The following is a 22,823-nucleotide window of genomic DNA, read 5'->3' as shown; positions in this document are numbered from 1 at the left end:
GAATTAACATCCATATATGACATTGAATCTAAAAGCTAAAACCCGTAAAGAATTGGGCAAAAAAGTCCAAGCACTAAGAGCCCAAGGCTCTGTCCCGGCGGTAATCTACGGCCACGGCCAAACCAATCAGAATCTAGAATTCAATTATATTGAATTTGAAAAGGTATTGAAAGAAGCTGGCGAGAGCACCATTATTGACTTAAGTATTGACGGCGGAGCGCCGATCAAAACGATTATTTCCGAAGTCCAATTTGAACCGGTCAAAGGACGCATTACCCATGCCGACTTGCATCAGATCAATATGAAAGAAAAGATGCACGCCACCATTCCTCTAACATTCACCGGCGAATCCCGCGCCGTTAAGGAAGACGCCGGAGTATTAGTGCATAATGTTTCCGAATTGGAAGTGCACTGTTTACCGACTGATTTGATCCATGAAATCGTAGTTGATATCACACCTTTGAATACTTTTGACGATGTCATCACCTTAGCCGACCTAAAAATCCCGGCAACCCTGGAAGTTCTACATCATCATCCTGACGATGCTATAGCTAATGTGGCTCGACCGAAAGTTGAAGTGGAAGAAACTCCGGCTGTTCCTGCCGAAGGCGAAACTGTTCCTGCCGAAGGCGAAACTGTTCCTGCCGAAGGCGAAACTGCAACCGCTAATGAAGACAAGGATAAAAAATAGTTTGAAATTAAAAACAACCTGCGCAAGCGGGTTGTTTTTTTATACTAACTACTAATAGATAATCAAACACCTTTTCTTGCCAGCCAGATCAGGCTTGATTTCCAGCTTCTGCAGAGGAAAATATTTCTTAGCCACTCGGTAATATTCTCGCCAATGGCATGGCCCGATTTCGCAAAACACGGCCCGTGGCCGAACCGGACGAGAAACCAACTGCCGGAATAGATTGTCATAAGCGTCAGTGCCGTAACGGCCGGCATAAAGAGCAACTTTGGGCTCATAAGCTAACTGTCGTTTTAAGGCCGGAGCATACCGTTTAATCGTTATCGGACTCAAATAAGGCAGATTGGCGACAATTACTGAACCTTTTAGCTCAGTATCACTAACCCGACTAAGTAAGTCGCTTTTTATAAACTTTATCTCCAATTCATGATGTTTGGCATTCTGTTTAGCTAAAGCCACAGCCGGTGTTGAATTATCTACAGCCAAAACTTCCGCTTGAGGCAAGGTTTTTTTCAGGGCTAAAGCAATGGCACCAGAACCAGTGCCGACATCAATCAACCACGGCTTCTTAATTTTTAAACGGCGACAATAATCAAGCGCCATTTCCACCACGGTTTCAGTTTCTGGGCGGGGGATTAGGACGTTTCTGTTAACCTTGAGTTCCAAGCCAAAAAACTCTTTACTCCCCAGAATATAGGCTATCGGTTCATAATTAATCCGACGTTCCAGCAGACTTTTAAACCTGCCCAATTGCTTGGCAGTCAGCTTAAATTCCGGATGAGCCAAAACAAACTCGCGCGACCGAGCTAAAACAGAAGCCAGAAGCAATTCTGCGTCCAGTTCAGCCGAAATGATATTCCGATTTTTTAATTTTTTGACAGCTGGCTGCAATATTTCAGCTATTGACATAATGGAAACAAAGATGATAATATATTATTTACTAAATAGAACCTTAACAAAAACAATAAACGAAGGAGGACTTGAACATGTCTTGTGGCTGTAGCGACGCTTTGGAAGAATACAGACAAATTATTGATAATTACCTGAAGGCCGTAGTTCAATTCTGGGAGGCCAAAGCAACCGGCCAACGGCCGAATAAAGATATAATGGTAACCCTATGCCTTGCCAGCATGAATTACGCCAAAATACCGCGCTCACTTCTTATTAAAGAATTCAAATTGCCACCGGCAATAGCTATGACCTGCCGCCTAAACGGCGAACCGATTCAAGATAACGAACTGCACCAATATTGGATGTGGCTATTCTCGCTCATGCATTACACCAGCAAAATTGATTATCTTACCCGTCTCTTCCGCGTCTCGCCTTACAAAAATAGTATTTTAATCTTAACGGATGATGAATGGCGTCCGATTCGCGCCATCCATGAGTCACCGGCGTTTCAGAACGGCCATGCCGAGTATCTCATCGGGCTCTGTAAACTGCGTTGGGGTAATCAATTGGAAGGCAAACAACCGCTACTCTTACAGGCTCATTATCAATCTACACGTAAACGCTTCAAATTGGATGATGCCATTCAACTCCGTCCGCATAAAAATCTGCCCGACAGCCCTAACAGTCGTTATTAAGTAAGCACTTTGACTAACAAAGCGTTCCCTAAAAGGAACGCTTTTTATTTTATTTCTTGATTATTCCTGCCCGCTAATGGCTTGGGCGTCATAATATTCTTTAAGACGATCCAAAATCCTGTCTAAATCGCCATCCATAACTCCGGGAATATTGGAAAAATTCTCATTGATGCGATGATCAGTAATGCGATCCTGAGGGAAATTGTAAGTGCGGATTTTTTCACTCCGATCGCCGGTACCGATTTGCGATTTGCGAGTCGCCGAAAGTTTGGCTTCTTCTTCTTGGCGTTTCAGATCATACAAGCGGGAGCGCAGTACTAACATGGCTTTCTCACGATTCTGCAACTGGCTGCGTTCGTCCTGGCAAGACACAGCCAGTCCGGTAGGCAGATGGGTGATGCGTACGGCCGAGTAGGTGGTATTGACCGACTGGCCGCCATGACCGCCGGCGCAAAAAGTGTCGATGCGGATGTCTTTGGATTCAATTCTCATATCCATTTCCTCCACCTCCGGCAACACAACGACAGTAACGGTGGAAGTATGGACGCGACCCTTTTTCTCGGTTTCCGGTACGCGCTGGACACGATGCACACCGCTTTCAAATTTCAACCGGCCGTAAACGCCATTGCCGGCGATTTCAAAAATCACTTCCTTGAATCCGCCAATGCCAATACGACTGTCAGAAATCAGCTTGGTTTTCCAATTATGTTTTTCCGCATAGCGGTTATAAAGACGGAACAACTCGGCCGCAAACAGCGCCGCTTCATCGCCACCGGCGCCGGCGCGAATCTCCACAATAACATTCTTCTTATCAGCCGGGTCTTTGGGAATTAATAACGATTTGATTAATTTTTCTGTTTCTTCTTTTTGGCGTGTTAAATCAGTTTTCTCTTCCAGTGATATCTTGTATAATTCCTGGTCATCTTTATTATCCAAAAACATCTTTTCCACTCCCGCCAACTCCGCATTGGTTTTATCCAATTGCTTCTTGGCGGCGATAATTTCTTTCAAATCATCATACTCCTGCGACACTTCTTTGATTTTGGCAGGATCGTTAATCACGGCGTCTAGCTGCAGTAGACGTTCTAATTCCTCAAACCTGATTTGCAATTGTTGCAATTTATCTTGCATATTTCTCTTACATTATACCTTAAATAAAAAGAATCCGCCACCGCTAAGGCGCTGGGGATCCTTTTATCTATCGCAGTTATTTTTTGATGATTTTGACTCCTTCTTGGTCGGCTTTCTTAGCGGCTTTGATGGCTTTTTGTTTTTCTTTCTTAACCTTCTTGCCGCCGACTTTAACAGCCTTAGCTTCAACGCGCTTGACGAACTTGTCAACACGGCGCGCCGTATCCAATAACTTCTGTTTACCGGTATAAAACGGATGGCAAGCAGAGCAGATTTCAACATGAATCTCTTCTTGGGTGGACCCGACACCAAAAACATTGCCGCAGGCGCAGATGACCTTGGCTTGAGGATAATACTGAGGGTGGACTTCTTTTTTCATAAACGCTTAATACGTTAATTGATAATATGGCTAATTATATCTGATTTTAGCCAAAATGTCAATAGATTGACATTTTATCTAAAATATGCTAAGATTCTCTATTCCGGCATAGTCGGATTGGCACCTTAAAATTTAAAAAGATATTAAGTCTATAGACAAACAACCGGCCGAACAGCCAAAGGAGAAATCATGCAAAAAGTATCGAATCGGTTAATGCTTGATGATGACTTGGGCAAAGTCGCTCGCTTCATCTTCCAGCAATTCCAGGAGCAGGCGGAAAATGGCACTTATATCATCTACGACCCGCGAGATATTTTTATTGACAACAAGGGTCGGGTCCGCTGTGAGCAATCGGCTAAAATCAAAACGGCCAACAATGTTTGTGACGGGCTCTACGCCTTAGGTGTTACCCTTTACCACTTAGCCACCGGCCGATCATCTTATAATGAAGGCGGTTTTGTTTATGAGCCGTTCAAATCAAAAATGTGGCCCCTCCTTAGGTTGCTGTTATCGCAATCGGCGGCCAGCTTGCCCCAAGTGGAAGCCATGCTCAAACCGCCGCCGGCTATAAAACGTCTCGCCAATGGCGCTTTGAAGCCGATAATAATGGCTATGCTTTGGCTGATTGCTTTAGCTGGCCAGGGGGTGGTTTTGACTTTCAAATGGCTAATGACTAAGGCCGGCGATGTTTATCCGCAAACAAAAAAAACGGCAACCAAACTATTGAAATTATTGAAACTTATAAAGCGTAAGTTTTCGCTTATTATCTACATAACGCTGATTGTTATTGCTGTTGCTTCATTTATTTGCTTGGCTGTTGTCAATATTGCTTATTTCAGCTTTAGTCTGGCTTGGTTTTGTGGCCTTCTAATTATAGTTGCCTCCTTTATACTAGGAGCCACAGTATCCTTAATGTGCGCTATGCTTACCAACATGACAGAGGATGACTGCATCTCCAGGGGATTTTTTGTCTTTTTGATCTTAATCACCTCGCTTTCAATTTATGAAGTCTTTGAGACTCCAACGGCTGGCTTTTGTCCTCCCTTAGTGGTAATTGATCGTTCCAACGGCAATTTAATCGGCCGTATCGCCGATAGCGGAGACAAACATTACATCCCGCATTACGAAAACGCGTATGTCAATTTGTTCACCAGAAGCTATGCGCCGGGCATAATCATCCAACGCGAGGGCATCCCAGTTGAGGTGCCGCTGGACAATGATAAAAACGGAGAAAAGTTCTGCTTCTGGATCAAGTATGCCATAACAGACCAGGCGACATTTGAAAGCGACTGGAAGCGGATGATGAAAAATAAGCAGACGCAAGCCGATCTGGAACAAGAGCTTATTAACGCCGGCCAAACCGCGGCTAAAAAGGCCATAACCGAAAGCGGCGCCGTTAAACCGCTTGAGGTAATTGATCAAGAACTTAGCGGCATAACCGTAGAAGCCAAAGGCGCGGACGGCACACTGTCAGAAGTTGATTACCAAGTCATACGCGATGTCACTGTTAATTTAGTCAGAAACGAACTCCTGTCGCGCCGGCAAAAAGCAATAAACAATAAACGCCGGGGAATTATGGATAATATCCAAAACCAACTGCGCGAACAATTCCAGGATCAATACAATTATCTTGAGATCAAGGAGCCAAGGGGGCCAGGAGAGATGGCCGCAAAACAAACGCAGGCCGATTCATCCGCTTCACCGTGCAACCCGCCGGCCAAAGTCATGGCCGAGCAGGAAGCCAAATAATACAGTTCATTCAGCGCCGCTTTTCTCTGGAAAGCGGCTTTTTTATTTATGTTATTTGACATTTTTGTGGTATTATGCTAAGTTACCGTATTGTTATATGGATAACAAGCACCTTACAATTTTGGTCTCAAACTTTAACCGGAACAATTGTTGCCATAACCATGAAGGAGAACGGCACGATGAGGAAGAAAAGTTTCGAAGTCAAGTTAAACGATGACCTGCTGTATACTATTGCGTCGGGACTGCTGGAAGATATGGAAGAGCGTCTGAAAGAAGGAAAAGAATTAGTAAGGTACGAACCAGGAAATATTTTCATCAACCATAATAATAAAGTTGGTTACGGCCAGACAAATTCGGTCAAGGATGTACGCGAAGCCTTCCATCAATTAGGTCTAACATTATTTCATTTAGCCACGGGAATGGAATGGCAACCCGAACTCTTACCTTCTTTGAACTCGCAATACAGGAGATTGATCGCTTCATTGACGTCCAATCGAATTGTCAGTCTGTCGCAAGCCAAAGCCTTGCTAAAACCGCCCAATAAGGCAGTGCGAATGTTAAAGAGAACCATCAGTCCATTCGGTCTGATTCTAGGCTGGCTATTTTATGGCTTTACCCAAGCAACCAAAGGAACAAAGAACTGGTGGAATGAATTCGGTCCGGACGTCATGGATTTTATTATAGAATTGATAATCCCCATAGTCACAATTATTGCCGTTATCGGCCTGACAATCTACCTGTGCATATTGTTCAATATTTTTCTGGCAGATACTACTCTTAGTTTACTATTCATCATTCTTACGGTCTTATTCCCGGCGATGTTATTGAGTTTAGCAATAGAGGAAGCAGGTATTAGAAGAAAATCGATTAAGACATTTTTTATTACGGCCCTTATTATATCCGCCTTTATGGTGTTTAAGGTCCCGACTTACACTTTAGCCAATCGGCTCAACCCGGTTGTTCTTGTTAATCGATCTAATGGAGAATTCTGCGCCCGTTTTGCCACCAATAATAATGATAAACTGTTAGTTTATAACGGATCATGGATAAATCTATTTACCAAGAAATACGCTCCGGGCATAGCCGCCGCCAGAAACGGCATCGCAGTTGAAGTACCCCAAATCGGGAAAAATAAACTACGATTAACCGTTGGCTACACTCTGCTCAGTGATGAGAGTTATCTGAAAAATCTCCAAGCCTTCGGCCATCAAGAAGCTCTTGAAGAGTATATTACCGGCATTGTCGAAAATGAGGCAATGCAGGTATTGGCAGAATGTCTGCCGGTAGAGACGGTATGGTCAAATCTCGCCGATCCGGCAATAGACAGCGCCGGTAGTATTATGACCAATATATCCGAAGAATCGGCGCGATACAGAGGGTATATCATTGACGCCATTACCTCAAATACTCAACTTTACTTGACTGAAACTGGCGCTAAGATTGATACTGTTTCCATCGCCGAATGGCCGGCTGACAGGTCCTGGCCGAAAAAGTAACGACGGCTAAAGCCAAAATAGCTCATTTTACACCACTCCCTCCGGGGGTGGTTTTTATTTCCAGCAGATCAAGATTTGACTTATCCGTTGATTTATGATAATCTTTTAATACATTTTATTAATAAACAGCAGCCCCGAATCAATCCTTGCCCGTAATATAAAATCAACTAAAATCGGGCCAATCTGCGGCCAACCCGCGGATTAGGGACTGCAAAGAAAGAAAGGAAAACTATGAATTTACCAACATTAATGGAACTCCTCCAGGCAGGAGTCCACTTCGGCCATCAAAAAGGCCGCTGGCATCCCAAGATGAAACCATTCATCTTTGCCGAACGCAACGGGGTCCATATCATTGATTTGGAACAAACTCTGGCCAAACTTAAAGAGGCAGCCGAGTTTGCCGAGAAAATCGGCGCTAACGGCGGCAATATTCTTTTTGTTGGCACCAAAAGCCAAGCCAAACCGTTGATTGAAAAGTATGCCAAACAGGCCGGCATGCCTTACATTAAAGAACGCTGGGTCGGCGGACTATTCACTAATTTCGTCAATGTCGGAAAACTGATAAAAAAATACCGCTCATTGAAAGAACAACGTGATTCCGGCGCCTTGGCAAAATACACCAAAAAAGAGCAAGTAATGATCAGTAAAGAGATTGAACGCTTAGATAAGATGGTCGGTGGACTGGAAAGCTTGAATCGTTTGCCCGACGCCGTCTTTGTTCTTGATGCCAAACGGGAAAAAACCGCCGTTTTAGAAGCAAAAAAAAGAAAAATTCCGATTATCGGGCCGTGCGACACTAACATCAATCCTGATTTATTCACCTATCCCATTCCGGCCAACGATGACGCCCTTAACTCAGTTGATCTGATCACTCGCGTTATCGCCGAGGCCATTAATTTTGGCAAGGTGAAACAAAAAAAGGAAACAGTATAATCCGTAATCCAAAGCCTGTAAAGTAATGAACAAAATCATTATTGATCTTATGGCTTTGACTTTATAAAATTTTAATTTTCTATCATATGTCCATTGATGTTAAGCTCATTTCCCAACTGCGCGAAAAAACCGGCGCCGGTTTAAGCGATTGCAAAACTGCCTTAGAAGAAGCGAGGGGCAATCTGGATCAAGCAGTCGAAATCATGCGCAAGAAAGGCGAAATCAAGGCCGCCAAAAAAGCCGACCGCGCTGTCAAAGAAGGCGTTATCGCCGTTTCCGGCGACAGCAAGAAAACCGCTATCGTGGGCTTGGCTTGCGAAACGGATTTCGTATCGCGTACGGAAGATTTCCGCAATACCGTTCAATCCTTTGCGGATAAACTTTTAGTTTCTCAACCCGAGGAATTTAAAATTTGGGCAGAAAATCAGCTTAAGGAATTAGTGATGAAAGTAGGGGAGAATATGCAACTTTCCGGTTTCGGGATTTATGAAGGCGAAGTCGTGGGGCGCTATATCCATGCCAACCTCAAAGTGGCCGGCATCTGCGTTTTAACCGGTGGCAATGAAACATTAGCTAATGACATTGCCATGCAAATAGTGGCTATGAGCCCGCGCTGGCTGGAACCGTCTGCCGTTGATGCTGCCGTAATTGAAAAAGAAAAAGAAATCTATCGCGAACAGCTCAAAAGCGAAAACAAACCGGAACAAATCTGGGATAAGATTATTGAAGGCAAACTCAATAAATTTTACGAAGAAAACTGCCTGCTTAATCAAATCTTCATTAAGGACGACAGCAAAAAAATCAAAGATCTTCTGGGTGAAGCCAAAATATCCAACTGGGCCAAATACATTTTGGAAGGCACGTCCAGCTGTTAATACCGCCTATCAGTAAATATGATCATCGCCACAGTTGAAATAAACCAATGGGAAAAGCTCAGTGCCGCCAATACTGGCGGCCTGACTTTGTCTATCGGTGATTTTGCCGTTATCAATACCGAATATGGCGAAGAAGCGGGAAAGATCACAGAACTCAAAGAAGCGGGAGAGGAAGAGGCTAAAGCCATCGCCAATAACGTTGAGCGATTAGCCAAGGCCGACGATTGGGAAGCGTTGGAAAAAAACCGCCAAAATAAAAACGAAGTGATTCGGGATTGCCGAGAGGCGGTTAAACGCTACGGGCTGGAAATGAAAATCGTTGATGCTCATTTTTCTATTGACGGCCAAAGATTATCTTTTGCATTCATCGCTGACGGCCGTATTGATTTCCGTGAACTAGTCAAAGAATTAAGCCGAACTTTTAATCGCGTAATACGTTTACAACAAATCGGCGTCAGAGATGAAGCCAAGTTGGTGGGCGATGTCGGCTCTTGCGGACTTGGACAATGTTGTCGCGGTCATCTGAAAAAACTCGGCAACGTGTCTTCAGATTTCGCCGAAGACCAGCAAATAGTGCATCGCGGAGCCGAACGCTTGTCCGGCATTTGTGGCCGCCTCAAATGCTGTCTGGCTTACGAAGAATCCTACTATCAAGATCTGATAGCAAAGTTACCGGCCTTAGGCACTAAAGTTAAAACCAAACACGGCCGCGGCGTAGTCGTCGGCTGGCACGTCCTGCGTTGTAGCGTTGATGTGGAGCTGGATAAGGAACGAGATCAAAATAAAGCAGTAGTTGTAGAAATTCCAATAACTAAGGATTAACCTGCGCCATCATAACTGGCTTCCGCTTTCCATTGTTGATCTGGATAAAGTGAAAAATTTAAGATTAAACTAAATTTTTCATTCCATTCAGGTCGGCACCAATAAGGACATTACAACAAAATAACAAAGTTTGGCTTTTAAAACCATAGATTAATTCAATGTCGGCAACCAAAAAGGAGAAAGCGTCATGGGTACCGTTCCCAAATCACCGAAACAAAAACAAATAAAGAAAAAAATCCGACAGATAATTGGGTTAATGGATGAAATGTCGAAAGAATTTCCCGGAACCTGTTCCGTCGCTCTACCGATGGTAATAAAACCGGGAGTAAAAATAACCTATGAGACTAGTTTAGATTTATGCTATCGAGTGTTAATCGAAACACGAAAACTGCTACGCGACGGCAATAACGCCTCGGCCACTGAACCGTCCGCCTAAGACAGGGGGACTGGTATGTGTGTCAAGCGCCGCATCAAACAAATAAGAAAAACGCTGGCGCAATTAACTTTAGCTAATCGTCAATGGGAAGAACTATTGAATGAACCGATTACGCTGAGATTCCGTCAACGTCTAAAAAGCCTGATTAACAAAGATCAGCTAATAATCCAGCAATTACAGCAAGAACTGCAAAGATTAGAATCAGAAATAAAACCGCCCGATGAATAGCTGAGAATGCACGCACCTTACCACCGCCTCGCGCTCTATGCGCTTGGCGGTTTTTTTTGTTTCTTCCGCCATAATCTCCTCGGCCTATTATTTTCCTGATTTCTTATTTTTATGCTATAATACCAACAAATCAAGCTAACTAATACAAATCTATGAGAATAGCCATTAACGGCTTTGGCCGTATCGGCCGCTGTGCCTTTAAAATAGCTCTGGAAAAGAGAGGGGTGCAAATTGTCGCCATCAACGATCTGACCGATACCCGAACTTTAGCTTACATGCTCAAGCATGATACGGTTTACGGCCGGTACGGTAAAAAAGTCACCTACGACAAGCAAAATATTATTGTCGACGGTAAAAAAATACCGGTTTTTGCTGAGAAAGATCCAGCTAGACTACCTTGGAAAAAATACAAGGTTGACGCAGTCTTGGAATGCACCGGTGTCTTTGAAAAAGCTGAAGACCTAAAAAAACACACCTTAGCCGGAGCCAAAAAAGTCATCCTGTCCGCGCCGGCCAAGGATGAAGTAACGACTCTGGTATTCGGCACCGAATTAACGAAAAAAAAGATCGGCCAAGACAAAATAATCTCCAATGCTTCCTGCACTACTAACTGTATTGCTCCAGTGATGCAAATTTTGGAATCAAAGTTTGGTGTCATTAAATCAATTATGACTACAGTCCATGCCTATACTGCCAGCCAACGCCTAGTTGATGGACCTGATGCCAAGGATTTAAGGCGCGGCCGAGCCGGCGCTGCCAATATGGCGCCTTCATCTACCGGCGCTGCCAAAGCGACAACCTTAGTTATCCCGACACTCAAGGACAAATTTGACGGCATTTCCATCCGTGTACCGGTTATCTGCGGTTCGCTATCAGATATCACAGCCGTCCTCAAAAAAAACGTTACCATTGAAGAGATTAATGATACTTTCCGCAAAATGTCTTCACACCCTCTATACAAAAACATTCTGGCTATTGCCGACGGCGATGACGAGTTAGTTTCTTCCGATATTATCGGCACCACCGAATCAGCCATTGTGGATTTAAAGTATACCCGAGTTGTTGACGGCAATCTAGTCAAAATTCTGGCTTGGTATGATAACGAATGGGGTTACTCCAATCGTTTAGTGGAAATGGCTATGGCCATTTAATCGGCAACCAGTTGAATATACAATAGCTTAAAAGGCGAGTCTCTAACCTGTTCTTGCCTTTTTTTCTCAATTTTGTTAAGATTTATCCATCATTTTAACTCTTATCCACAGAAACACATGCCGCAAAATTTCTTCGAAAAACTGCTAAAACCCGGTCAAAGAGGCCGACTCCGCTGGGTGCTTTTTGGTATTGCCGTTTTATTTTTGATTACCGCCTATATTGATATTATTGGCTTCAAAAATAAAGCAGCCGACACGATAGACGCCGGACTATCAGCTATTCCCGTCGTCTCCAATCTGAATGTTTTTCCCAAAATGGAAAAAAACGTTTCCGATAATAGCAGTCGGTTGGTTTGGCGCAATATCAAACAAATCGAATTATCATCTTACGGCCTGCCCTTCCGTTTAGGCCTTGATCTTCTAGGCGGTGCTCAACTGACTTATGACGCCGATTTATCTCAAATCTCTCTAGCTGGCAAAAACGACGCTTTAGCCGGGGTCAAAGATGTAATTGAACGACGTGTCAATACCTTAGGTGTTTCCGAACCGGTCGTCCAAACATCCATGTCCGGCGATAATCCACGCATCAGCGTGGAGTTGGCCGGAGTTTATGACATTAATTCCGCCATCAAAATAATCGGCGAAACGCCGCTTTTGGAATTCAAAGAAGAGAATCCGCAAGCGCAACAATTGACTCCGGAACAACAAAAACAATTGGATGACATGAATCTGACAGTGCGTAAGCAAGCCGTAGATGTTTTACAACAGATAAAAAATGGCGGTGATTTTTCCGCTTTAGCCAAACAATACAGCGAAGATCCCGGCAGTAAAGACAGTGGTGGGTTATATGAAGGCGTTAAAAAGGGACAATTCGTTACTGAATTTGACGATGTTGCTTTCAATAAATTAAAAGTTGGCGAGGTTTATACCGATTTGGTCAAAACTACCTTTGGTTATCACATTATTAAATTGGAAGGGGATCAGGGGACAGGGGATAACCGTACGGTTAGTGTCCGCCATATTTTACTAAAAACCAAGACCTCGACTGACTTAGGCATAGCCCAAGAACCAGAATGGATTAACACCAAACTTTCGGGAAAAAATCTAAAAAAAGCTTCCGTAGAGTATGATCAAACCGCTTTAGTGCCACAGGTATCTTTAGAATTTGACAATGAGGGAGCACAGTTGTTTGCTGATATCACCACTAGAAACGTAGGCAAACCGGTCGCTATCTTCTTGGACGGTACGGCGATTTCCATCCCTAAAGTCAATGAACCGATTTTAGGCGGCCAAGCCGTAATCCAAGGCAATTTTACCCAAGACGAAGCTAAAAAATTAGCCCAACGCTTAAATGCCGGAGCCTTGCCTGTGCCGATTAAATTAGTTTCCCAAACCACTGTCGGAGCCACTCTAGGTCAAGCAGCGGTGCAAAAGAGCCTATTCGCCGGTTTTATCGGCTTGCTGGCCGTGGCTTTATTTATGATCGGCTTTTATCGCTTACCCGGCTTACTATCGGTTGTCGCTTTGGTAATTTATACCGCCATCTCCTTAGCTTTGTTTAAAATCGTTCATGTAACCATGACTTTGGCCGGTATCACTGGTTTCATTTTGTCTATCGGTATGGCCGTGGATGCCAACGTTTTAATTTTTGAACGCCTAAAAGAAGAGCTACGCACCGGTAAAGACTTAATGAAGGCGATTGATGAGGGTTTTGGCCGTGCCTGGACTTCTATCCGCGATTCCAATTTCTCTTCCTTGATTACTTGCGCTATTCTATTCTGGTTCGGCTCCAGTATCATCCGCGGCTTTGCTTTTACTCTGGCCCTGGGTATCGCTGTTTCCATGTTCTCGGCTATTGTCATCAGCCGGCAATTCCTGCTCTTGACCGCTAAATGGAAATGGGCTCAAAACAAGTGGCTATATGGAGTCAAGAAAAAAATTTAATCAACGATTCTCATTTACAAAGAACATATGAAACTACAAATCATCAAGAATCGAAAATATTACTACTTGGCATCAGGCGTTTTATTTGTCGCTTCCGTTTTAGCCATCATCGCCTGGGGATTGAAACCAGGTCTAGACTTTACCGGCGGCTCGCTCTTAGAATTATCTTTTGCCGACAACCGGCCGCAAAATGCGGAAATCCAAGAAGCGACTAATCATCTTGACTTGGGCGAAGTAATCATTCAACCGTCAGGAGACAAAAATGTCATCTTGAAATTTCAAAATGTTAATGAAGATCAACATCAGCAAGTTTTGCAGTCAATTGACGAAAAGTTCCCCGGCCAAACCCAAGAATTAAGATTTGAATCAATCGGCCCGGTAATCGGGCAAGAACTGCAAAAAAAAGCCTGGATGGCCATCGCCGTGGCTTCTTTATGTATTATCCTTTACATTGCTTTCGCTTTTCGTAAGGTGTCCAAACCGGTAGAGTCCTGGAAATACGGCATCACGGCGATTTTAGCTTTGATTCATGATATTACCATTGTCGTCGGTTTATTTGCCGTCCTGGGACATTTTGTCGGCATAGAAGTTGATGGCCTGTTTATTACCGCGCTACTGACTATTATGGGTTTTTCCGTTCATGATACTATTGTGGTGTTTGACCGCACCAGAGAAAATTTAGGCAGATTTTATACCGGAAAATTTGATGAGGTAGTTAATGATTCAATCAACCAAACCGTAACGCGTTCCATTAACACTTCCTTAACAGTATTATTGGTTTTATTCTGCCTCTACCTGTTCGGCGGAGCCAGCACCAAAAACTTTACTCTGGCGCTTCTGGTTGGTATTCTTATCGGCACTTACTCCTCAATCTTTATTGCTTCCTGTCTATTGGTAGACTGGAATATCTGGGACAAAAAATTAAAAAAATAATCGACATAATAACATCCTCGCAGACATGATCTGCGGGGATATTTTTAATTTATTTGACATTTGGCCTCAATATAGTAAGATAACTCAACCGAACATTAAAACTTAATAAACCAGCGACAACCGAGGGAGGCAACAGATATGCCAACAAAAACGCGCAACAAGACACCGGCTAAAAAACTTGACATACTGGATCTACTGATCGTGGTTTTCCATTTATCCGGACCAAAACTAATCAGCCGCCTGAGCGATTGCGAGGCAATAATTGACAGTCGTATAGGCAGGATATGCAATGTACTGAAAGAATTAAGCAGTCAGAAACGCTTTGCTGATTTTTTCCAAAATTGCCGGTTCTACCACTACTCGGGATGCAATGGCGATTGGTACGAGGATTCAATAGGGACTGCTTTATGGTGTATGGAAATGGCCGATTTAATTACTGAAATTAACACGCAGAACAAGTCGGAATACATTTTCTTAAAAAAATTGCATTATCAAGGACAACAGGTTCTAGAAACGCTAACACCGGAAAAATGCCAAAAAATACAGGCACTAACCAATGAACTCGTAAAACTGCTGAAGAAAGGAGAAAAGCATTATGCCTAAAAATCCATCGTATGTCCAAAGTCCTTTAGACCGTGCTCAAGCCTTACGCCAGACACTAATCACGCCTGGCGGCCGGCTGTTAGTGGCTGATTTTTCCGCTACCTTGCAGGGCAAAGACACCAGCAAGGTTATAGAATTAATGCCTAACAAAGACGGGCGAAAGGTTTTTCGTTTTAAATTCAATGCCAAAGATGTTGATCCCTTGGCGGCTAAAGCTTACGGCAAGAATTTTGTTGATCTCAGTAGAATGTCACCAGGTGAAGTCGAGGAATACCTCAAACGTCAGGAATTTGATTTTGCCCTATGGTATAAACATGTAGCCGGTTATGAGCTGTCCCGCGCCCTGGATTATAACGCGCCATTCATTCTGCAAGTGGCCGGCTGTAATTTCCATTCCGGAACCTGTGACGGCGGATGTTTATACTGCTTCGTGGATAATGAACTCAATGACGGCCTACAGGAAACCAGAAAGAAATGGCTGGTTGATGCTGACGATGTTATTGACAGCTTTCTAATAGCCAGAGACAAAGTACGGGAAATCTATAGGGAACAAACCGGAATTGATTTGAATATTAAGGTCCTGCGCGTTTCCGGCGGTGAGCCGACTGTAGCGCTGGATTGGATCATTAAACTCTGGCGCCGAATTGAAGAACGAGGAGAAGATATTGTCGGGCAAGTGGACACCAATCTTTCCACACCCCATTTATGGCCGATTGATTATTACCGCCACCTGGCAGTTTTTCCGGTTAAAGTTTTGGCTGCCATTAAGGGCACCGACAACGCCAATCTTCATGATAACGTCCAAGCCAATGCCACCATTTCCGATCAAGTCTTCTGCCTGCGCACGCTAGTTGAAGCGGGGTTGGATATTTATCCGCAGATGTATAACCCAAATCCGGCCACCTTAAAAGGTTGGCTGGAAATGATTGAAAAACACATTGATAACTTCGCTTTGCGCGTCCATATTGGCCCGATAAAGTCCTACGGACCGACTGTCGCCCGACTCAAGGCCAAGGCCTTAAGGGAGGGCAAGGATCCGAAAGAATTCAGCGCTAAAAAAATTAGAGAGTGGGATAGCCACTACCTGGAATCCTGTAGGATTATTGATGAATACTTGTGGGGCAAATATGGCGTACTCTATAAAGATACGGTACGATCAGATGTAAAATTAAAAGTGATTTAGGACATTAGGCAAACTCTTTTTGGCTCAATTAAGCCGGAAAGAGTTTTTTTTATACCCCTGAATAACCGCCTTGACAAAAGACGCCAATTGAGCTAAAATAGTTAAGTAAATACCAAAACAAACAAATATGGCAAAAATCGCTGTTATCAAGACCGGTGGGAAACAATACCTGGTTAAAGAAAACGATAAGATTAAAGTGGAAAAGTTGGTTGACGCCGACGGCTCCAAAATTGAACTGGAAACTCTGCTTGTCGCCGATGGCGAAAAAGTTGAGATGGGCGAACCGACTTTGGCTGGCAAAGTCCTGGCCAAAATAATCGGCCAAGGACGCGCCGACAAGGTTACCGGCATTAAATACAAAAGAAAAACAAGATACCGCAAGAAATTCGGCCATCGCCAGTGTTTCACCGAGATCATAATTGAAAAAATTTAATTTTTTCCGCCGCCGCTCTCCCGCAAAGAGGGCGGCGTTTTGTTTGCTCTGACGCCAGAGCATGGTATAATTGTAACAGTTATGAAACCGCAACTCTCCATCATCATTGTCTCCTATAAAGTTAAAGACCTATTGGAGAAATGCCTTGACTCAATTTACCGGAATCAAGGCGACTTGACTGTGGAAGTTTTTGTCGTGGACAACGCTTCCAGCGATGGCACGACGGAAATGGTTAATAAAAGATTCCCCCAATCACACTTAATCGCCAGTGACAGGAATCTTGGCTTTGCTAGGGCCAACAATCTGGCCATTAAGCAAGCGGCGGGGGAGTATGTTCTATTGCTTAATCCTGACACCGAAATATTTCCCGACACCTTAAGCAAATCATTGGCGGCCGCTAAACGTCATTCAACCTGCGGAGTTCTGGGTGTGCAAATGGTTTATCCCGATGGCCGTTTACAACCCTCAGTCAGGCGTTTGCCGACTCTTTGGCCGGTAATCCTTATGCTCCTAAAACTGCCTAAGCTCTTCCCTCATTTAAAATCAATCGGCCATTACTTGGCTGAAGATTTCGATTACACGAAAGAACAAGCAGTAGAACAGGTGATGGGCGCTTTTATGCTCATTCCGCGCATAGTTCTGGATAAAGTCGGGTTATTGGATGAAAGATTTTTTGTCTGGTTTGAGGAGGTTGACTTCTGCCGACGCGTCAGCCGAGCCGGTTACAAAATAATCTATACGCCGGAAACAAAAATCGTCCACTACGGCGGAAAAAGCTTTGGGCAACAAAAAGTCGTAACTAATCAATGGCGTTTCTTTAAGTCAGCCTTGCTATATTTTATAAAAAACAGCTTGAGCTAATTATTTTTTATGCTGTCTTGGTTTCTATTTTTTATTTTTATTCTAGCCGCAATTATCTTCGGCTGGTTTTATTTTTTTGGCCGGGAAAGATTCTCTCCGGCCAAACTTTTATTATCTCTCTGGTCTGCCGCTCTGGCCGTCAGCCAGTTGCATTTAAGTCCGCTGGAGCGGCCTTTGACCTGGCGCTTATGGCTGGCATTAAGCCTGTTTTTCCCGCTCTTTATTGCGGCATATTATTTAGCCAAGCATTTAACTGCCAAAAAGCTGGCGACTACAGAAAAAAGACCACGAATGGATAATCGCCTAATAACTTGGGTAATCGGCCTGATGGTTTTGGCCAGTATTGCGGCTAATATTTACATCTTCAGCCGCTTCGGCACTCTGCCCATCCTATCTTCCATTCCCGACAAAATGCGCTTTATCATTAACAAAGAAATCTTCGGTGTTTTTGAGTGGCTATCTCTTTTACCCCGTTTATTTATTCCGCTGTCTTTCTTGGAATTAATCTTAGACAAACAACGTCTGACTCGCGGAAAGAAAATTTTTTATTGGCTGACGATTATTATCGGTTTCATCACCTTATCCTTGTATGCCTCCCGCCTAATCATCGTAATTACTGTACTCTTGTGCTATTTCGGTTATCTTATTATTAACCTGGAGACCATTAAATTCAAAAAATTCTTAGTTAGCACTGTTTTAGCTGGAGTAGTAATCTTAAGCGTTTCCATTGCCATTCCGGCTTTTCGGCAATTCATCACTTATCGCGATTACAACTATACCGGAGAGTATAATCCTTTTTCTTATCTGACAACCATTTCCCAAGTCAGCTTACCGCCTTACTTGCAATTCTTAACGCCGATCTATTTAATCCCGTCTTTCAATCTGCAGGCGCTGGACAGGGGAATGGAACTCTATGCGGGACAATATTATCTCGGCCGAACCGAGTTAGCGGTTTTTAATTCAGCTTTAAAAATTTTTCACTGGCCACAATTTTCCGCGCCCATTGATTGGCCGGCAATATTTTTACCCTGGTGGATTACTGCTACTTTCTTGTTTGCATACTTTCTGGACTTCGGTTGGTGGGGGATTGCTTTAGCCGGACTGGGCTGGGGCGTGCTATTGGGAGTGATTTACGCTTTTGCCTGGCGCCGGCCTAATCCGCTGACCACCATGTTATTCGCCTATTTTTCTTTCGTCTGTATTATGTCCATTTATACCAACTACTTCCAACGGGAAGAATTATTCATGGATTTAACCGCTTTACTGTGTATTTATTTAATAACCAGACAAACAAAAAAACGCCCGCAAGGACGTTCCTAAATTTTACCACTTTATTTCAATATTTATTTCAATACTTGGCCAGCCAAGCCGGCATAACCCCTGACAAAATCCGATGCAGACATAGCCTTTTTACCTGCCAACTGTAATTGTTTTAATTCCAGCCACCTCTCGCCACAACAAACAGCCAAACCGCCGTCAACTTTGATTTGCCCCGGCTCAGAACTGCCCATAACGTTGGCAATAATCGCGACCGGCGGAAAAATTTTAAGTCGCAAACCGCCTAAAGTCGTCCACGCCACCGGCCAAGGATAAAAAGCATAAATTTTCCTTTTTATTTCTTCAGCCGTCTTATTCCAATCAATCTGCGCCTGTTCCTTATCGATTGTAGTGCAAAATGTCGCCATCTCATGATCCTGCTTCTGTGGCTTAATCTTTCCGGCGGTAAAATCCTTAATGGTTTCAACCAATAAGGGCACGCCCAACTCGGCTAACTGAAAATGCAATGACTCATTAGTTTCTTCACCAGTTAAAATAATACTTTTTTGCGTTAAAATCGCTCCATGATCCATTTTCTCGTCCATTAACATAATAGTCACACCGGTCTCGGTCTCGCCATTAAGTATGGCACTCTGAATAGGGGAAGCGCCCCGGTATTTAGGCAATAGGGACGGATGGACATTAATATTGCCGGACTTAGCCAAAGCCAAAAATTCTGCGGGAATAATCAAGCCGTAAGCCGTGACTACCAAATAATCAAAATCTATTTTCTTAATTTCTTCCAATAATTCTTGATTACCCCTTAATCTTTCCGGCTGCCAAATATTTAGTTTTTTTTCCACCGCCAAAAACTTGACCGGTGGAGAAGTAAATTCTTGCTTGCGCCCACTAGGACGATCCGGCTGAGTGATCACACCGATAACCTCAAAATCGGCATCAGCCAACAAGCCGCGCAAGTAGGGAACAGCGAATTCCGGCGTACCAACGAAAATTATCTTAAGTGGTTTCATTTTATTTATACTGTTTCCAATTTTCTTAAGTTCTTAGCCTTATCAATAAACAACACCCCGTCTAAATGATCAACCTCATGTTGGACAACACGGGCTAATAACCCCTCGCCGGTTAGCTTCCTTGATTTACCGGTACTATCAACAAACTTGACTGTGATCTTTTTGCAACGCCTGACATCGCCATAAATATTAGGCACCGACAAACAGCCCTCTTCGTCCCACTCTTTAATCATTGACTTTTTGATAATTTGAGGATTAAGCATGACTAAATTACCATCCTTATGGCGGACGGTTATTAATCTGATGCCCTGGCCGATCTGGGGCGCGGCTAAGCCGACTCCATCTTTAGCCAGCATAATTTCTACCATCTGAGGAATAAGCTTCTGTATTTCCTTATCTAAGGGGTTTTTAATCGTCAGAGCCTTTTTCCTTAGTAGGGGATGGGGTATGGTCAGTATTTTTAACATTATTTTAAATTATAAAAAAATTATAACATGTTTCAAGAAAAAAATCAAACTTTACTAACTTAATCTTACTTGATAAAATGATAATATGTTCAAAACTCAACCGCAGAAAATAGGCTTGCTCTTGCAAAAAAGACAAATTAGGAAAGCTCCCGCTTACCAATGGCAAGACTTAGCTTTACAAATCATTCAAGAGTTAGGCGTACCGGCTTTCAAAAAAAGCTCGGTCTTTAAAGTTTGCCGCGACAACCCCAAGGAACCAGTAGAACGAGCACTCAATGAAACTAAGGAGCTTTGCCGAAGCGGAGCGAAATGGCGGTATTTTTTCAAACTAATAGATAACCCGACTAATGCAAAAAAATAACACAATAAAAAATCACTCCGAGCATTCCGCCGGAGTGATTTTATAAAAATTTTAATCCAATTTTATTTCTACTACCAGATAACCGACGCCGAACGGCCCTTCATAGCTCAAGACCTCGGGCTGACACTTCATATCGCTTAAGATACCGGATAATATCAGGATGGAACGTAAACCGCATTCGGCTGCGTCATTAACCAGTTTACGATCAAGATTGGTTATGCCTTGTGTATCGCATTTCTTAACCAACTCAATTAATGTCTGATCGAAATCCTTACCGGCCGGATTATAGGGGACGGGGGCATTCTTAGTCAAACAGTGCGATAAATCGCCGGAAGCAATAACGGCCACGCGCTTATCGGTGCTCAAAATAAGCTCTTTCAAACTCTTGCCAAACTCCACATGAGCCTGATTATCTAACATAGAAAACGACAGCGGAATAATCGGCACCTGCGGCAGGTGACGCATCAAATAAAATAGGGGAACACCGGCGCCATGATCAAGTATTGACTCAGAAATGATATTTAATGGTGATTTAGCGGCAATCTTTTCTTTACCCATAGTCATCAAGACGGTTTCCCCCTTCAATTTAAGTTTAGTGGTAAAATCGCCGAACGACTCAAAATTAACCTCATAACTGTCGCTTAAATTCACCGTAAAAGAATCCGCGCTCATTTCGCCATGAGGTGAAATAATCATGATAATGTCCGGTTTGGCCGAATACAATTCTTCCTCCAATTTTTCCATGGCCAATTTGGTTTTATCAATCTGTTTGATGTTGTCTTTGCCAATAGCCGGTATCAAAATCGGCGGATGCGGCGTAATAGCTGCAAATATGAGTGACATATGTTTGTAATTACTGTTGTCCGGTGATGAGAGGACCTAAATCATGAGTATTGAGAGTCGCTTCGGAAACAACCTTAATACTCTTACTGTTGTAGCCCATCTGTTTGAATACTGCGCCGGAAATAATAGGCAAACGTTTACCGTGCGAAATAACATAAACCGTACTGGCAGCGGCCAGAGCTTCTTTAGTTTTGACTTTCAATGCCTTGGGGTCTATTTTGACCAATGAACCATCGGGCAGAGTTACGTTGGATCCGGTCATATACTTATCTAACTCTACACTAGAAACCTTCTTGACGGTCATGCCGGGAAAGTTGGCAACCAATATCTCTTTAGTTAATACGGGCTTCTTTTCACCGCTGATAACATAATATACCCCAGCGTCAGCTGTCTTGGCTTTATTATCTTGTAATAAAGTTCCGGTCGGATAAATAGTGTATTCAGTAATATCCGGACCGTCTTTGTACAACTGCAATTCAGAATCAATAACTTTTACCAGATCATCATCGCCAAAGCCTAATTTTTTAAAGACAACATTACTGACAATACGGCGCTTAACATCGTTGATGATCATATACATTTCGCCGGTGGTTGTACTTTGCAAGATGGAGAAATTCAGGTATTTGATCGGTGCGCCATCATCATAAGTATCTAGATCGGTTTGATTGACTGTCAGGATATTACTATTATTGAAACGCGAGGCAAACACGGCTTTAGAAGCGATTAAACGTTTAACTCCGTTTTCAATATAATACACTTGATCACTATCTTCAACTTGCAATAAACTGCCATCAGGCCAAGATTTGCCGAAATATTTATTCCATAAATTCCAAAACAACTGATTGCCATGAATGTGCGGGGTATAATTGAACAGGCCGGCGGTGGCCGTATTTTTTATAGTTACAGTCTGGCCGTCAATATTATAAGTCTTACCCGGTTGAAAAGAAAATTCTTTGATGTTATCCATGTAATATCGCGTTTGAGCGGCGGCGGAATTCACTTGGCGATAAAATCCCTTGAAACGCTGAATATTGGGATCGTCCATGGAACAACTGTCGCAAACGCCGTAACCGGTTGCCCAATCATATTGTTTTTGGGATGGACTGGTGTCATCCAATAGGCTCTGCTCTTTTTGCACCAAAACCAACAGATACTTGGGGTTGATCTGCCAATTGCGGGAAGTTTCAAAAAACGTCTGAACTGCCGTCTTGGGATTACCTTCCTTGTCAAAGGTGATGTAATTTTCCAAAGTGCCGTTGCGTTTTTCCAGAAAGCGCTGGATATCGCTTAAATCCATAGCGTTATAATCATTCATTTCAGCGTCAGAAATCAAATAACCGGCGCTAAAATCAGCGGCTTGGGCGGTAACGGCGATTAAAGCGGTTAAAGAAAAACAGAACGTAAAAATAAAGAGTTTATTCAACTTCATT

General features: G+C 43.2%; 25 protein-coding genes. 18 read left to right on the top strand and 7 right to left on the bottom strand.

The window, feature by feature from the left end:
* Positions 1-16: 16 nt before the first annotated feature.
* Entirely contained in the window at positions 17-691 is a 675-nt protein-coding gene (locus WC473_00220; protein ID MFA5124241.1) for a 50S ribosomal protein L25, read from the top strand.
* 51 nt (positions 692-742) lie between these two features.
* On the opposite strand, the gene prmC is transcribed toward WC473_00220, so the two are convergent.
* Positions 743-1,600 carry a peptide chain release factor N(5)-glutamine methyltransferase gene (prmC, locus tag WC473_00215; protein MFA5124240.1) on the bottom strand — a complete coding sequence of 286 codons (858 nt, stop codon included), beginning with the start codon at positions 1,598-1,600 and terminating at the stop codon, positions 743-745.
* 77 nt (positions 1,601-1,677) lie between these two features.
* On the opposite strand from prmC, the gene WC473_00210 reads away from it, so the two are divergent.
* The gene (locus WC473_00210; protein ID MFA5124239.1) at positions 1,678-2,277 is read left to right on the top strand and encodes a hypothetical protein; all 600 of its coding nucleotides are present in this window, start codon (positions 1,678-1,680) and stop codon (positions 2,275-2,277) included.
* A 60-nt stretch (positions 2,278-2,337) separates the two neighbouring features.
* Here the strand turns inward: WC473_00210 and prfA are convergent, their stop codons facing one another.
* Positions 2,338-3,408, bottom strand: a complete 1,071-nt coding sequence (gene prfA / locus WC473_00205) for a peptide chain release factor 1 (GenBank protein MFA5124238.1) — start codon at positions 3,406-3,408, stop codon at positions 2,338-2,340.
* Positions 3,409-3,484: 76 nt separating this feature from the next.
* Positions 3,485-3,787, bottom strand: a complete 303-nt coding sequence (gene rpmE / locus WC473_00200) for a 50S ribosomal protein L31 (GenBank protein ID MFA5124237.1) — start codon at positions 3,785-3,787, stop codon at positions 3,485-3,487.
* Positions 3,788-3,976: 189 nt separating this feature from the next.
* On the opposite strand from rpmE, the gene WC473_00195 reads away from it, so the two are divergent.
* The 15 genes from WC473_00195 to WC473_00125 all read left to right on the top strand — a co-directional run bounded on the left by WC473_00195 (position 3,977) and on the right by WC473_00125 (position 18,754).
* Positions 3,977-5,536: a hypothetical protein gene (locus WC473_00195; GenBank protein ID MFA5124236.1), complete on the top strand. Its 1,560-nt coding sequence runs from the start codon at positions 3,977-3,979 to the stop codon at positions 5,534-5,536.
* A 179-nt stretch (positions 5,537-5,715) separates the two neighbouring features.
* Positions 5,716-7,032, top strand: a complete 1,317-nt coding sequence (locus tag WC473_00190; GenBank protein MFA5124235.1) for a hypothetical protein — start codon at positions 5,716-5,718, stop codon at positions 7,030-7,032.
* 231 nt (positions 7,033-7,263) lie between these two features.
* Positions 7,264-7,965, top strand: coding sequence for a 30S ribosomal protein S2 (gene rpsB, locus WC473_00185; protein MFA5124234.1), 702 nt, complete (start codon positions 7,264-7,266; stop codon positions 7,963-7,965).
* Positions 7,966-8,051: 86 nt separating this feature from the next.
* Complete coding sequence (gene tsf, locus WC473_00180; GenBank protein MFA5124233.1) at positions 8,052-8,840, top strand: translation elongation factor Ts; 789 nt, start codon at positions 8,052-8,054, stop codon at positions 8,838-8,840.
* Between the two features lie 18 nt (positions 8,841-8,858).
* On the top strand, positions 8,859-9,662 hold the full coding sequence (gene ricT, locus WC473_00175; GenBank protein MFA5124232.1) for a regulatory iron-sulfur-containing complex subunit RicT: 804 nt from the start codon (positions 8,859-8,861) through the stop codon (positions 9,660-9,662).
* 187 nt (positions 9,663-9,849) lie between these two features.
* Positions 9,850-10,098: a hypothetical protein gene (locus tag WC473_00170; GenBank protein MFA5124231.1), complete on the top strand. Its 249-nt coding sequence runs from the start codon at positions 9,850-9,852 to the stop codon at positions 10,096-10,098.
* A 15-nt stretch (positions 10,099-10,113) separates the two neighbouring features.
* Positions 10,114-10,326, top strand: coding sequence for a hypothetical protein (locus WC473_00165; GenBank protein ID MFA5124230.1), 213 nt, complete (start codon positions 10,114-10,116; stop codon positions 10,324-10,326).
* A 152-nt stretch (positions 10,327-10,478) separates the two neighbouring features.
* Complete coding sequence (gap, locus tag WC473_00160) at positions 10,479-11,477, top strand: type I glyceraldehyde-3-phosphate dehydrogenase (protein MFA5124229.1); 999 nt, start codon at positions 10,479-10,481, stop codon at positions 11,475-11,477.
* A gap of 117 nt (positions 11,478-11,594) precedes the next feature.
* Positions 11,595-13,421, top strand: a complete 1,827-nt coding sequence (secD, locus tag WC473_00155; GenBank protein ID MFA5124228.1) for a protein translocase subunit SecD — start codon at positions 11,595-11,597, stop codon at positions 13,419-13,421.
* Between the two features lie 27 nt (positions 13,422-13,448).
* The gene (gene secF, locus WC473_00150) at positions 13,449-14,354 is read left to right on the top strand and encodes a protein translocase subunit SecF (protein ID MFA5124227.1); all 906 of its coding nucleotides are present in this window, start codon (positions 13,449-13,451) and stop codon (positions 14,352-14,354) included.
* A 138-nt stretch (positions 14,355-14,492) separates the two neighbouring features.
* Complete coding sequence (locus tag WC473_00145; GenBank protein MFA5124226.1) at positions 14,493-14,957, top strand: hypothetical protein; 465 nt, start codon at positions 14,493-14,495, stop codon at positions 14,955-14,957.
* On the top strand, positions 14,950-16,140 hold the full coding sequence (locus tag WC473_00140) for a radical SAM protein (GenBank protein ID MFA5124225.1): 1,191 nt from the start codon (positions 14,950-14,952) through the stop codon (positions 16,138-16,140). Before WC473_00145 ends, WC473_00140 begins: the two co-directional genes overlap by 8 nt.
* 127 nt (positions 16,141-16,267) lie before the next feature.
* On the top strand, positions 16,268-16,573 hold the full coding sequence (gene rplU, locus WC473_00135; protein MFA5124224.1) for a 50S ribosomal protein L21: 306 nt from the start codon (positions 16,268-16,270) through the stop codon (positions 16,571-16,573).
* A gap of 81 nt (positions 16,574-16,654) precedes the next feature.
* Complete coding sequence (locus WC473_00130; GenBank protein MFA5124223.1) at positions 16,655-17,434, top strand: glycosyltransferase family 2 protein; 780 nt, start codon at positions 16,655-16,657, stop codon at positions 17,432-17,434.
* A 9-nt stretch (positions 17,435-17,443) separates the two neighbouring features.
* Entirely contained in the window at positions 17,444-18,754 is a 1,311-nt protein-coding gene (locus WC473_00125) for an O-antigen polymerase (protein ID MFA5124222.1), read from the top strand.
* Positions 18,755-18,777: 23 nt separating this feature from the next.
* On the opposite strand, the gene fmt is transcribed toward WC473_00125, so the two are convergent.
* Together fmt and def are read right to left on the bottom strand one after the other, a co-directional pair.
* Positions 18,778-19,722 (bottom strand): methionyl-tRNA formyltransferase, encoded by a 945-nt coding sequence (gene fmt, locus WC473_00120; GenBank protein ID MFA5124221.1) that lies wholly within the window; start codon positions 19,720-19,722, stop codon positions 18,778-18,780.
* A 5-nt stretch (positions 19,723-19,727) separates the two neighbouring features.
* A complete protein-coding gene (gene def / locus WC473_00115; GenBank protein MFA5124220.1) occupies positions 19,728-20,189 on the bottom strand; it encodes a peptide deformylase in 462 nt (153 codons plus the stop codon).
* Between the two features lie 85 nt (positions 20,190-20,274).
* Here def and WC473_00110 point away from each other — a divergent pair, with 85 nt between their 5' ends.
* On the top strand, positions 20,275-20,550 hold the full coding sequence (locus WC473_00110; GenBank protein MFA5124219.1) for a hypothetical protein: 276 nt from the start codon (positions 20,275-20,277) through the stop codon (positions 20,548-20,550).
* Between the two features lie 51 nt (positions 20,551-20,601).
* On the opposite strand, the gene amrB is transcribed toward WC473_00110, so the two are convergent.
* Together amrB and WC473_00100 are read right to left on the bottom strand one after the other, a co-directional pair.
* Positions 20,602-21,393, bottom strand: a complete 792-nt coding sequence (gene amrB / locus WC473_00105; GenBank protein ID MFA5124218.1) for an AmmeMemoRadiSam system protein B — start codon at positions 21,391-21,393, stop codon at positions 20,602-20,604.
* A gap of 10 nt (positions 21,394-21,403) precedes the next feature.
* On the bottom strand, positions 21,404-22,822 hold the full coding sequence (locus tag WC473_00100) for a hypothetical protein (protein MFA5124217.1): 1,419 nt from the start codon (positions 22,820-22,822) through the stop codon (positions 21,404-21,406).
* Position 22,823 lies beyond the last annotated feature (1 nt).

It is taken from the genome of Patescibacteria group bacterium (assembly GCA_041650895.1).
In the GTDB taxonomy this organism is placed as follows: Bacteria; Patescibacteriota; Patescibacteriia; order 2-01-FULL-39-33; family 2-01-FULL-39-33; genus CAISTG01.
Note: the sequence above shows the minus strand (reverse complement) of the source record. Positions and strands in the feature narration are given on the sequence as shown.